We start from the raw sequence: 12,222 nt of genomic DNA, 5'->3' as shown, positions 1-12,222 counted from the left end.
GCCTGTGGCCGGGCGGCTCCTTAAAGTCGTGGCTGCCTGCACCGCTTCTGCCATGCGCAGCAGCGGCGAGCCGGCTTCACTCCAAGGACACACCATGAATCTTTCACTCAGCATCGGCCCCATCGTGTCGCTCATCGCGGGGATCCTTATCCTGCTGATACCGCGCCTGCTCAATTACATCGTGGCGATTTACCTGATTGTCATCGGCCTGATCGGGCTGTTCGGCAGCGGTTCGTTCAAGCTGTAGCAGCAGCCCGCAGTTGGTGACTGCTGAAGTGCGTGCTCCGGAGAGCGTCAACGTTTTTTGGACTTGACGACCGTCTTGGTATTGCTGCGTTTGGTCACTTTCGCGGAACTGCCGCGACTGCGGCTGGAGGCTGAGGCCTGGCTTTTGGAGGCGTGGCTTTTGACCGGAAGAAAAACCACCACCTGATGGCCCAGTTTGAAAGCGCTGGAAGTGCTGACATTGTTCCATTCGGCAACGCTGGCAGCGCTCAGGCCGTAGCGCTTGGCAATGGTCGCGACCGACTCGCCCTTGCGGGCCTTGACGGTGGTGCGGCGCGTCACGACTTCAGGAGCGAACGAGACCTGCGCGGTATCCGCAACGTGGCTGGTAACGTCGTTTTCAACCTTGGCTGAACGCGGCACCAGCAAGGTCGAACCGGCCTTGATGAGCATGCGCGGCGGTATGTTGTTGACGCTGCGCAGATCGGCTTCACTCATGCCGGTACGCCGCGCCGCTTCGGCCGGGTTCATGGTGCTGGGGGCTGACCAGGCGGTCCAGCTGGCGTATTGCCCCTGGGTGTAGGCCTCGAAATTACGTTGGAACACCGTAGCGTTATCCCAGGGAAGCAGGATCTGGGGCGTCCCCGCCGCAATGATGACGGGGCGGTGCGCCGAAGGGTTCAGTGCCTTGAAGTCTTCAATCTTGACGTCGGCAAGGCGTGCGGCCAGGGCCACATCAATGTCGCGTGTGATCAGCACCTGCTGAAAATAAGGGTGGTTTTCGATCAACGGCAGCTCGGTGCGAAATGCCTGGGGATTGGCCACAATGTTCTTGACGGCCTGCAGCTTGGGCACATAGAGCCGGGTTTCTGCCGGCATGTTCAGGTCGGTGTAGCTGGTGCCCAGTCCCGCTCTCTGGTTTTTGGCAATGGCGCGGCCCACACTGCCTTCACCCCAGTTATAGGCCGCCAGCGCCAGATGCCAGTCGCCAAACATGCCATGCAGCTTTTGCAGGTAGTCCAGCGCTGCTCGGGTGGAAGCCAGTACGTCGCGCCGGTCGTCACGGAAAGCATTTTGCTTCAGGTCGAAATATTTACCGGTGGCCGGCATGAACTGCCACATGCCGGCGGCTTTGGCGCTGGAAACGGCTTGCGGGTTAAAAGCGCTTTCGATGAACGGCAGCAGGGCCAGTTCCGTCGGCATCTGGCGGCGCTCGAGTTCTTCAACGATATGAAAAAGGTATTTGCTGGAGCGCTCGGTCATGCGCAGGATATAGTCCGGCCGGCTGGCATACCACTGCTCGCGATCCGTCACCAGCTCATTTTGCAGGTCGGGCATGGCGAAGCCGCGGCGAATACGGTCCCATAGTTCCTTGGGAGGTTCCGTGGAGGCGATCTGGTAAGAGCCGATCTGACCTGGTGTGATGGCTTGAAGCGGACCGCCCGGCACTTGCGGTTTGGCGGTGGGGCTTGTTCCTGTTGTGAGGACCGGGTCACCCGGCATGCCGGGTGGCTGTGTGGCGCAGCCCGCTAGCAGCGTCGCCACAAGCAGAAACGCCAGCGGAACAATACGGAAATTGATGAGTTTGGGAAGAGGAGCGGCTGCAGTGGTTCGGTCGTGTGGCGTCATTTGAATTGGTTTTTCCACTGCCGGATGGCGGCAAATACGGTGTTGTCGTCTCGGGCCGACGCATCAAAGTGCCGGGCAGCAGCCATGATAGTGGGTTGGCGGGTCCGCAAGAAGGGGTTGATCAGCAATTCCTGGGCCACAGAGGTCGGCAAGGTCGGCTTTTCCTGGGTGCGAAGCGCAACGCATTGCGCCTGATACGCCGCCAGGTCGGTGTTTTCCGGCTCGACCGCCATGGCAAAGCGCAGATTGCTGAGTGTGTATTCATGGGTACAACAGACGACGGTGTTGCCGGGCAACGCAGCCAGCTTGTCGAGCGAGGTCAGCATTTGCGCCGGTGTACCCTCAAACAAACGTCCGCAGCCTCCCGAGAACAGCGTGTCGCCGCAAAACAGCAGCGGCCTGCCGTTCACCTCGGGCGTGTAGAAAGCAATGTGGCCTGCGGTATGGCCAGGTACATCAATCACCTGAAAATTAAGACAAAGGGCTTTCGCTGTGTCGCCACCGCTGAGGGGCGTGTAGGGCCGCGGAATGTGTTCGGTGGCCGGGCCCCAGACCTGAGCACCTGTTGCCTCGCGAAGGGCATCTACGCCGCCTGTATGGTCTGCATGGTGATGCGTGACTAGAATCGACTCCAGTTGCAACGCATGCTGCTCCAGGGTGCGCTGCACCGGCCCGGCATCTCCCGGGTCCACGACCAGGGCGCGCCTGCCGTCATGCAACAACCAGAGGTAGTTGTCGTCAAAGGCAGGAATGGGAATCAAATACATACAGTGGTCTCAATGAGCTCTGAAATTATAGGTTTGACGGACTGGCTGAAGACCCCTCCCGGTGGCTATCTTCTGGACTGGGAGCGCACGCATTTTGACCAGGCCGTCGGTGACGTTTTTGGTTACCACGCCCTGCAACTGGGCCTGCCGGAGCTCGACGCCCTGCAAGCCAATCGCATGCCGCACAAATGGCTGGCGCTGGATTCATTGCCGCCGCCATCTGAACCCGGAAAGTCCCCGGCTACAGATACGAGCGGCCGCACGGCCGCAAGTTCCCGGCGCGCGGCGCTCCTGACCGATGCGGGAGCACTTCCATTCCCGGAGAACAGCCTGGACCTGGTGGTATTGCCGCACACGCTCGAACTCAGCAGCGACCCGCATGCCAGCCTGCGCGAGGTGAGCCGGGTGCTTGTTCCGGAAGGGCGGGTGGTCATCAGCGGCTTCAACCCGACCAGCTTGTGGGGGCTGCGCCAGCGCCGCGGCCACATCTACCAGCGTTGGGGGTATGACAACCTGTTTCTTCCCAAAACAGGCGAGTTCATCGGCTACTGGCGCCTTCGCGACTGGCTGAGGCTGCTGGACTTTGAGGTAGAGTCGGGGCGCTTCGGCTGCTACCGGCCGGCGCTCACAAGTCAGGCCTGGCTGGACCGGTTCGAGTGGATGGATGCGGCGGGGGAACGCTGGTGGCCAATTTTTGGCGCTGTTTATTTCCTCGCAGCGGTCAAGCGTGTACGGGGAGTCCGCTTGCTTGAGCCGGCCTGGAAGGCGCGAAGGGCGCCGGCGACGGCACCCGCCGCGATAGCCAACAAGGAGCCGCTCACCCGATCATCCCGCTCTCAGCCGCCTGCCTGATTTTCTTTAACCACCGGCTGCTCTTTGGAGCTTCCCGGGAGCATTTGTAACGCATGACCGACACACCAACAGGCACAACGCCACAACCACAACACGTCGTGATCTATACCGACGGCGCATGCAAGGGAAACCCCGGCCCCGGAGGTTGGGGGGCGCTGCTGGCAATGGGCGGCACCGAAAAAGAGCTATTTGGCGGCGAACTTGGCACTACCAACAACCGCATGGAAATGACTGCCGTCATCGAGGCGCTGGCGGCGCTGAAGCGGCCCTGCAGCGTGACGCTTTACCTGGACAGCGAATACGTGCGCAAGGGCATTACCGAGTGGATTCACGGCTGGAAAGCCCGGGGCTGGCGTACAGCGGCCAAGGCGCCGGTCAAGAATGTGGATCTCTGGCAGCGCCTGGACGCCCTTGTCGTCTCCAGCGGCCACAAAATCGACTGGCGTTGGGTCAAGGGCCATGCCGGTGACCCCGGCAACGAGCGTGCCGACGCACTGGCCAACAAAGGCGTGGAACGCGCGCTCGGCCGCTTGTAACAAAGACCTGTCAGGGAGTCTGAAGCCGGGGTGGGAACATGTGCGCAAAACACGCACCAAACAGCCTTGGCCCACACAAAAAAACTGCGCCTTCCGGAACGCACCATAAGCGTACATAGCATCCGCACCGTTTTGCTCGCCCGCGCCGTTTGGTAAAGCCGTTGTAAAGCTACCGCGCTCACCCTGCGCAGAGGCCAGAAAAAGGCTGCGCGCGCCATGGTGTCCTGCTACATTGGAAGTTTGTATCTCTTTGTATAACAAGTTTTCCTCCCCATGGCATCAAAAGCAATTTACACAGCGGTCGCGGTAGCGGGCATAGCGGTCGCCTCGGGTGCTGCCTGGTGGCTGCAAAAACCCAAGGCGCAGGGCGGTGCGGCCGAGTCTTCTCCGGTTGCCTCGACGGGCCAGGGCGCCGGCAATGGCACCAACGGCGCCGCCGCTGGAAAACCGGTGACCGTGGAAGCCGCGAAGGTGGAACTCGCCAGACTGTCGGATGACACCTCGGCCGTGGGCAGTTTGCGTTCGCGCCGCGGCGTGGTCTTGCGCCCCGAGGTCAGCGGGCGCATCACCCAGCTCAATTTCACCGATGGCCAGCGTGTGCGCAAAGGCCAGGTTCTGGTGCAGTTCGACGACCAGTTGCCGTTGGCGCAGGTGCAGCAAAGCCAGGCCGAACTGTCGATCGCGCGGGCCAACCAGAAGCGCAACCAGGAACTGGTGGCGCAAAACTTCATCAGCCAGCGCTCGCTCGATGAAAGCGCCGCCAACCTGCAGGTGGCCGAGGCCAAGCTGTCGCTGGCCAAGGCCACGGCCGCGCGGCTGAAGATCGTCGCGCCATTTGACGGCATCGCCGGTATCCGGCTCGTGAACGTGGGCGACTACCTGAAAGACGGCGCGGACATCGTCAACATCGAGGACATCGAGGCCATCTTTGTCGATTTCCGGCTGCCCGAACGCTTCCAGAACAAGGTCAGGCGCGGCCAGACAGCTGTCCTCGACATCGACGCCTTGCCAGGGCGCAAATACAACGCGCAAATCCAGGCCATCGACCCGCTGATCGACGCCAATGGCCGCTCCATTGGCATCCGCGGCTGCATCGACAACCGCCAGCTGCAGCTGCGGCCCGGCATGTTCGCCCGGGTCAACACGGTGTTCGGCGTGCGCGAGAACGCGCGCGTGGTGCCCGAGGAAGCGATTGTCCCGCAGGGCGGCCGGCAGTTCGTCATCAAGCTGCTGGAAGGCCCGAACGAGCAGACCCGCACGACCAAGCGCGTGGAAGTCAAGGTCGGCCTGCGCAGCCCCGGCAAGGTCGAGATCCTCGAAGGCCTGGAGTCCGGCGACGTGGTGGTTGCGACCGGCCAGCAGCGCGTGCAGCGTGACGGCACCGTGGTGGCCGTGGTGGATCTGGCCGCAAATGCTTCTGCCCGCGCGGGCAACGCAAAAGCTGCCGCTGCCGGTACTGCGCCCGCGGCAGCTGCCGCAACGGCCCCTGCGGCTGCGGCCACGCCGGCCAAAGCTGTGGCCGCCGCACCGCAAGCGCCGCCGGCAGGCCCCAACCCTTGTGGCGTGGTGGTGTCGGAGGCCCCAGGAGCCCTGGTGCCGGTGCGTAGCGTGGCCCCAGCCGAACGCCGCCCGGCCGGCCCGCCAGCGCGCGACCCCGCTTGAGCGGCCGCCGCGCCATAGCCCCCACAGGCCCTTATGCAACTCGCTGAAGTTTCCATACGCCGCCCGGTCTTTGCCACCGTGCTGTCCCTCCTCATCGTGCTGGTTGGCGCGGTGAGCTTCAACCGCCTTTCGGTGCGTGAGTATCCCAAGATCGATGAACCCGTTGTGACCGTGAGCGTGCGCTATGCAGGCGCATCCGCGGAGGTCATAGAAACGCAGGTGACCAAGCCGCTGGAAGATTCCATCGCAGGCATTGATGCTGTCGACGTCATCACCTCCATCAGCCGTGCCGACCAGGCGCAGATCAGCGTGCGTTTCAGGCTCGAAAAAGACGCTGACTCGGCTGCCGCTGAAGTACGCGACCGTACGTCGCGGGTGCGCAACCGGCTGCCTCAGGCGATTGAAGAGCCTGTGATCGCCAAGGTTGAGGCCGATGCCTTTCCGGTCATCCAGGTGGCTTTTTCCAGCGATTCACTGACGCCGCTGCAGATCAACGACCTGGTCAACCGCATCGTCAAGCCGCGCCTGCAGACCGTGACCGGCGTGGCCGACGTGCGCGTCTTTGGCGAGCGCAAGTACGCCATGCGCGTCTGGCTGGATACCGACAAGCTTGCCTCCTACAAGCTGACCACGCAGGACGTGGAAGACGCCATCAGCCGCAGCAACCTCGAGCTGCCGGCCGGCCGCATCGAGTCCCAGCAGCGCGAATTCAGCGTGACCTCGCAGACTGACCTCGTCAGGCCCGCGCAGTTCCGCGAGATCGTCATCAAGAATGTGAACGGCTTTTCCGTCAAGGTGCGTGACGTCGCGCGCGTGGAGGAGGGCGCGGCCGACGAGCGCACGGCGGTCAGGCTCAACGGCCGCTCCGCTGTGGCAGTCGGCGTCATCCGCCAGGCAACGGCCAACCCGCTGGACCTGTCCAGGGGTGTGCGGGAGGCCTTCCCCAAGCTGAAGGCCGACCTGCCGTCCGACATGCTGATTGACGTCGCCAACGACAACTCGGTGTTCATCGACCGTTCCGTGAACAACGTGTACCACACCATCGCCGAGGCGATTGTGCTGGTGGCCCTGGTGATCTTTGTGTTCCTGCGCACCCTGCGTGCCTCCATCATCCCCATCGTCACCATCCCGGTGAGCCTGATCGGCACCTTCGGCATGATGGCGCTGGCGGGCTTCACCATCAACACGCTGACCCTGCTGGCGCTGGTTCTGGCTATCGGCCTGGTGGTGGACGATGCCATCGTGATGCTGGAAAACATCTTCCGGCACATTGAGGAGGGCATGGACCCGTTCTCGGCCGGCATCAAGGGCGCGCGTGAGATCGGCTTTGCCGTGGTCACCATGACGGCCACGCTGGTAGCCGTGTATGCGCCGCTGGCGTTTACGCCGGGCCGCACCGGGCGGCTCTTCGTGGAGTTTGCCCTGGCGCTTGCCGGTGCGGTGGTGGTGTCGGGCTTTGTGGCGCTGACGCTGACGCCCATGATGTGCACCCAACTGCTCAAGCACAATCCCAAGCCCAATCGTTTTGACCGGTTCATGGAGCGGGCGTTGACGTCGATTTCCGACCGTTACGGCTCGGTGCTGCGCTGGGTCGTCACCACACGTTACGTACCCGCGGCGGAGGAAGGCGCTGCCGGCCGGCCCTCGCTTGCCCAGCGGCTCAAGGGCATGGCCTTGCAGGCCCGCTGGCTTGTCATCGGCGTGATGGTGCTCAGTGCCCTGGCCATCGCGCTGGTGTTCCCGAGCATGAAGCAGGAGCTTTCGCCCATTGAAGACCGCGGGGTAATTCTGGCCAACGTCAATGCCCCTGACGGCGCCACGCTGGACTACACCAACCGCTATGCCAGGGCGCTGGAAAAAATGGGTGAACCCTTTCCCGAGTTCGACCGTATTTTTGCCAACGTGGGCAACCCGACGGTGGCGCAGGCCAGCGTGGTGTACCGCACAGTCGACTGGGACAAGCGTACGCGCTCCACCATCGACATGGCACGCGAGCTGCAGCCCAAATTCAACGCACTGCCCGGTGTTACCGCCTTTCCGATCACACCGCCGTCCCTCGGGCAGGGCTTTCGCGAACGGCCGCTCAATTTTGTGATCCAGACCTCCGACAGTTACCAGAACCTGAACACCGTGGTGCGCCAGATGCTGGAAGAGATCGCCAAAAACCCCGGCATCGTCTCGCCCGACGTAGACCTGCGGCTGAACAAGCCAGAGCTGCGCATTGAGGTGGAGCGGGACAAGGCGGCCGACCTCGGCGTCAGCATCCAGGTTGTCGCGAAGGCCATCGAGACCCTGCTGGGCGGGCGCAACGTGACGCGCTACAAGCGCGATGCCGAGCAGTACGACGTGATCGTGCAGACCGAAGCCAGCGGCCGCACCACGCCTGAAGACATCGACCGCATTTATGTGCGGGGCCGCAACGACGCGATGATTCCGCTGTCGGCACTGGTGAAGGTGCGTGAAAGCGTGTCACCTCGCGAGTTGAACCATTTCGGCCAGCGTCGCTCGGTGTCCATCACGGCCAGCCTTGCGGGCGACTATTCGCTGGGCGAAGCGCTCAAGTTCATGGACCAGACCGCCGCCAAGGTGCTCAAGACCGGCTACAGCACCGACCTGAACGGCACCTCGCGCGAGTTCAGAAACTCGCAGGGCGCCCTGGCCATTGTGTTTGTATTGGCACTGGTGTTTATTTTCCTGGTGCTGGCCGCACAGTTTGAAAGTTTTATCGATCCGCTGGTCATCATGCTGTCGGTGCCGCTGTCCATGATCGGGGCCTTGCTGGCACTCAAATGGTCGGGCGGCTCTCTCAATGTGTATTCCCAAATTGGTCTGATCACGCTGGTTGGCCTGATCACCAAGCACGGCATCCTGATTGTGGAGTTCACCAACCAGTTGCGCGGGCAGGGCATGGAAATGATCGACGCGCTGGTCAAGGCGTCATCGCAGCGCCTTCGCCCCATCATGATGACGACTGGTGCCATGGTGCTGGGAGCCTTGCCGCTGGCCCTGGCCAAGGGCGCGGGTGCCGAAAGCCGCACGCAGATCGGCTGGGTTATCGTGGGGGGCATGTCGCTGGGCACTTTGCTCACTGTGTTTGTGGTGCCCACCATGTACACGCTGTTTGCCCGCAAGGCGGTCCCAGGGGCCAACAAGGCCATTGCCAGGGAGCAACCCGATGAACACCTTGAACACCCGGAGTACGTGGCGAAATGATCATGAGGAACCGCGTGCCCCAGGCCGGGTCCCTGGCATGCTGATGAGAAAACCGGTTTGACCGCAAACCCAGCGGGCCGAATCCGTACAGTTGCTTCTTTTCTCCTGATTCCGTTCCTGCTTGCGCTGGCCCATACGGCTTCTGCGCAAGCCCAGGAAGCGCCTGGAACGGGCGCATATGGCGTGCAGTTCTTCTGTTCACCGTCCCAGCTGGAGCGGCTCGGCCCCCACATGTTCCGATATCTCCAGCAGCTCGGCATTCCAGCCCGCCTGGTTCAGGAAACTGTCGACAAGCCGCGGGGCACCATGACGTATTCCCTGCTGGGCTCAGGCGCGGCCGTGAGCACCCTGTTTTTGGCGCAACGCCCGGAGCTGGCGATCAAGGACGAGGTAGTGCTGGTGCCGGTGAGAAACAACAAGACACGCAAGCTCAAGACGGTTTCCAAAAAAGAAATCCTGTTGGCCCTTTTGCACCCGGGCCGATTGACCGAATTCAGGGGAAAGGCTTGCGATGTGCAGGCATTGGCCGACCATGTCGGGATTCGCCAGAACACCGTGATCTGGGCAGAGGTGCTGGAATGGGGCTGGCCAGAGGGTGGCCCTGCCAAGTGGAATGCCCGCTATTGGATCAATGGAACGCCCAAGCTTCGTACCCCTTTGCACAAAGCCCTCAATGACATGTTTTTTGAGCAGGGGAAATACGAGATAGGCTGCTACGCCGCGACCAAGGTGGTATTCGCCCAGGGTGCACTGGATTACTTCCGCCGCGTCAAGAAGGACGTGGGCAGGGCGCAAGGCGTGGAGCGGCGATTACTGGCCGATGGTGAGCCGCTGGTTGACCTGGAACCCGGCCGTATGTGGAGTTTTGAAACGGATTTTGATCCGCTGGAGCTTGAACGGCCAGGCAAGGTCTTGCGCATGGTGGGCGGTGTTGCCGCCGGCAACTTTGTCCCGGGCGATTGGGCTTATTTTCTGAACACCGACCAGCGCACCAGCCAGAAAACGGGGTATGAAGGCTCCAATGCCATCTATCTGGGCGGCAACCGGTTTGACGACTATTACAACGACAACGACCACCACTACACCTACGAGGAAAAACTCAGTGAGGTCTATCAGTGGCGTCATGATGTTTTCAGCCGGCAGCGCGATGCCGCAAAAATACAGCACCTGGCCGCGCATGACTACGAACGCCTGAACGCAACGCCGGAAAACGGCGGCTTGCTGATGAGCTTTCGGGTTGTGCCCTATTTTTTCGGCTACGAAGACCTACCCCCGTTAACGGGCACCCGGAACGACTAGGGTCTGCCAGCGCCGTGCATTCAAGGGATTTACAGGGCGCCCTCAAACATGAGGACGTCAACCGGGTCCCCTGCAGCGACATTGCCCTGCGCATGGTGAAGCACCATCAGGCCGTTGGCCTCGGCCATGGAGCGCAAGACGCCCGAGCCCTGGCTGCCGGTGGTCCGGACCTCCAGGGAGCCGTCGGGCGCGGTGGATACCCAGCCGCGCTGGTATTCGGTACGCCCCGGTTTCTTGCGAATGGGCTCCAGGCTGCGTGCCTTGAGCAACGGCGCCGGCGCGGCGCTGGCGCCCATCATCTGGAGCAGGGCGGGGCGCACAAAGGCCAGGAACGTCACCATCACCGCAACGGGATTGCCGGGCAAGCCAAAAAGGATGGCGCCGTTGGGGTTGGGATTTGGGTATGAGTGTGGGGTGCTATCTTTTTCATAGCTGCTTGCGCCTGTAACTATTGGGTTAGAGGTCGATTTCTCTATTGAAATCCGTCCCACGGCCATGGGCCGGCCTGGCCGCATCGCAATGCGCCAGAAAGCCACGTCGCCCAGCTTCTTCATCATGGCCTTGGTGAAGTCTGCTTCGCCCACGCTGACACCGCCGGAGGTGATGACAGCGTCGGCCTCGGTTGCCGCGCGTTTGAATGCGGCCTCCAGAAGCGCCGGCTCGTCACGCACCACGCCCATGTCGATGACCTCGCAGCCCAGCCGGCTGAGCATGCCGAAGACGGTGTAGCGGTTGCTGTCATACACCGCGCCTTCGCGCGGTGCTTCGCCCAGCGACAAAATCTCATCGCCAGTGGAGAAGTAGGCCACCCGCAGCGGCCGCCAGGTGGCCAGTGTTTTAAGGCCCAAAGAGGCTGCAAGCCCAAGGCGGGCGGGCGTAATACGCTCACCTTTTAATAGCGCCGGCCGGCCTTGCATGAGGTCCTCGCCGCGCAGCCGGCGGTTGTCGCCGGGCCGGAGCAAACCCGACGGGATGCTGATGCGCGAGCCCTGGCCATCCTGGTGCAGGGTGACAAACTCCTGCGGCACCACGGTGTCCAGGCCGGAGGGCATGATGGCGCCGGTCATGATCTTGACGCACTGGCCTGGCCCGGCGCTGCCTTGCCAGGCTTTGCCCGCCAGCGCTGTTCCGTCGGCCACCTGCAGCTCGAGCGCCTTGCCTGCAGCCAACTGCCCACCATCGAAGGCATAACCGTCCATAGCAGAGTTGTCGTGCGGCGGCACGTCAAACGGCGAAACCACATCCTGGGCCAGCACCCGCCCGAAAGCCTCCATCAAGGGCAACTCGAGCTGCTCCTGCACCGGCATAACCAGCCGCGACAGGAAGTCCAATACCTGGTCGGCAGACAGGGCCTGGGGGTCGTAGCCTTGCAGCTCCGCGGCAATCTGGTCGAGTGTTTTCACGGCTGGCGGGATTCCAGCTGGTGCAGCTCGGCCAGTGTGTTGGCGTTGAAGAAGCTGCGGCTGTCGTCGCCGGGTTTGTCAAACGGCACGATGGCTGTTTTGTGCTGCGCCGTCCAGGCGTCTATCTTGCGGCCGCCACTGTGGGTGAAGCGCACCAGGCTTTCCAGCATGTGGGTACCCATGAGGCAAAACACCGGTTGGGGCCTGAGCTGCCCATCTTCTTCGGGCGCCGCCGCCACGGCAAAGTCAGCACCGTCCTGCGCAAGTGCTTCGGCAAGCCGTGCCACCAGGTCGTCGGGAAACAGCGGGGTGTCGCAGGGCACAGTCAACAGGTAAGGGGTTTCACAACGCTCCAGGCCCGTCAGGAATCCTGCCAGCGGCCCGGCAAACTCGCCCAGCCCGGTACTGTCGGGCCACACCGGAACGCCGAATGATTCATAAGCGGACAGGTTGCGGTTGGCATTGATCATCACGTCACCGACCTGGGGCGACAGCCGCATCAGCGTGTGCAGGGCGAGAGGAACGCCGTTGAAGTTCTGCAGGCCTTTGTCGACCCCGCCCATGCGCGAACCACGGCCACCGGCGAGGATCACGCCGGTGATGGCTTCGGCGTGGATGGGCATGGTGTTGTGGTCG

10 protein-coding genes are annotated in these 12,222 nt (G+C 62.5%); 6 read left to right on the top strand and 4 right to left on the bottom strand.

Annotated features, from left to right (window positions below; all coding sequences use genetic code 11):
- Positions 1-94 precede the first annotated feature (94 nt).
- Positions 95-247, top strand: coding sequence for a DUF3096 domain-containing protein (locus AC1DU8_RS11420; RefSeq protein WP_348050368.1), 153 nt, complete (start codon positions 95-97; stop codon positions 245-247).
- A 47-nt stretch (positions 248-294) separates the two neighbouring features.
- Here AC1DU8_RS11420 and AC1DU8_RS11415 read toward each other — a convergent pair whose 3' ends face one another.
- Together AC1DU8_RS11415 and gloB are read right to left on the bottom strand one after the other, a co-directional pair.
- On the bottom strand, positions 295-1,854 hold the full coding sequence (locus AC1DU8_RS11415) for a transglycosylase SLT domain-containing protein (RefSeq protein ID WP_457278633.1): 1,560 nt from the start codon (positions 1,852-1,854) through the stop codon (positions 295-297).
- A complete protein-coding gene (gene gloB, locus AC1DU8_RS11410; protein ID WP_477726758.1) occupies positions 1,851-2,621 on the bottom strand; it encodes a hydroxyacylglutathione hydrolase in 771 nt (256 codons plus the stop codon). Before gloB ends, AC1DU8_RS11415 begins: the two co-directional genes overlap by 4 nt.
- A 12-nt stretch (positions 2,622-2,633) precedes the next feature.
- Here gloB and AC1DU8_RS11405 point away from each other — a divergent pair, with 12 nt between their 5' ends.
- The 5 genes from AC1DU8_RS11405 (at position 2,634) to AC1DU8_RS11385 (ending at position 10,183) form a co-directional block, all read left to right on the top strand.
- The gene (locus AC1DU8_RS11405; RefSeq protein ID WP_457278631.1) at positions 2,634-3,473 is read left to right on the top strand and encodes a class I SAM-dependent methyltransferase; all 840 of its coding nucleotides are present in this window, start codon (positions 2,634-2,636) and stop codon (positions 3,471-3,473) included.
- Between the two features lie 53 nt (positions 3,474-3,526).
- Positions 3,527-4,009, top strand: coding sequence for a ribonuclease HI (gene rnhA / locus AC1DU8_RS11400; RefSeq protein ID WP_457278630.1), 483 nt, complete (start codon positions 3,527-3,529; stop codon positions 4,007-4,009).
- A gap of 273 nt (positions 4,010-4,282) precedes the next feature.
- Complete coding sequence (locus AC1DU8_RS11395) at positions 4,283-5,671, top strand: efflux RND transporter periplasmic adaptor subunit (RefSeq protein WP_477689050.1); 1,389 nt, start codon at positions 4,283-4,285, stop codon at positions 5,669-5,671.
- Positions 5,672-5,704: 33 nt separating this feature from the next.
- The gene (locus AC1DU8_RS11390; protein WP_477689051.1) at positions 5,705-8,884 is read left to right on the top strand and encodes an efflux RND transporter permease subunit; all 3,180 of its coding nucleotides are present in this window, start codon (positions 5,705-5,707) and stop codon (positions 8,882-8,884) included.
- A 57-nt stretch (positions 8,885-8,941) separates the two neighbouring features.
- The gene (locus AC1DU8_RS11385) at positions 8,942-10,183 is read left to right on the top strand and encodes a hypothetical protein (protein ID WP_457278627.1); all 1,242 of its coding nucleotides are present in this window, start codon (positions 8,942-8,944) and stop codon (positions 10,181-10,183) included.
- Between the two features lie 29 nt (positions 10,184-10,212).
- Here the strand turns inward: AC1DU8_RS11385 and moeA are convergent, their stop codons facing one another.
- The gene (gene moeA / locus AC1DU8_RS11380) at positions 10,213-11,586 is read right to left on the bottom strand and encodes a molybdopterin molybdotransferase MoeA (protein WP_477689052.1); all 1,374 of its coding nucleotides are present in this window, start codon (positions 11,584-11,586) and stop codon (positions 10,213-10,215) included.
- A complete protein-coding gene (gene mobA, locus AC1DU8_RS11375) occupies positions 11,583-12,209 on the bottom strand; it encodes a molybdenum cofactor guanylyltransferase MobA (RefSeq protein ID WP_477670863.1) in 627 nt (208 codons plus the stop codon). Before mobA ends, moeA begins: the two co-directional genes overlap by 4 nt.
- Positions 12,210-12,222: the final 13 nt, after the last annotated feature.

The organism is Polaromonas sp. P3_A5 (assembly GCF_056403055.1).
This window is presented reverse-complemented; position numbering and strand designations above follow the sequence as displayed.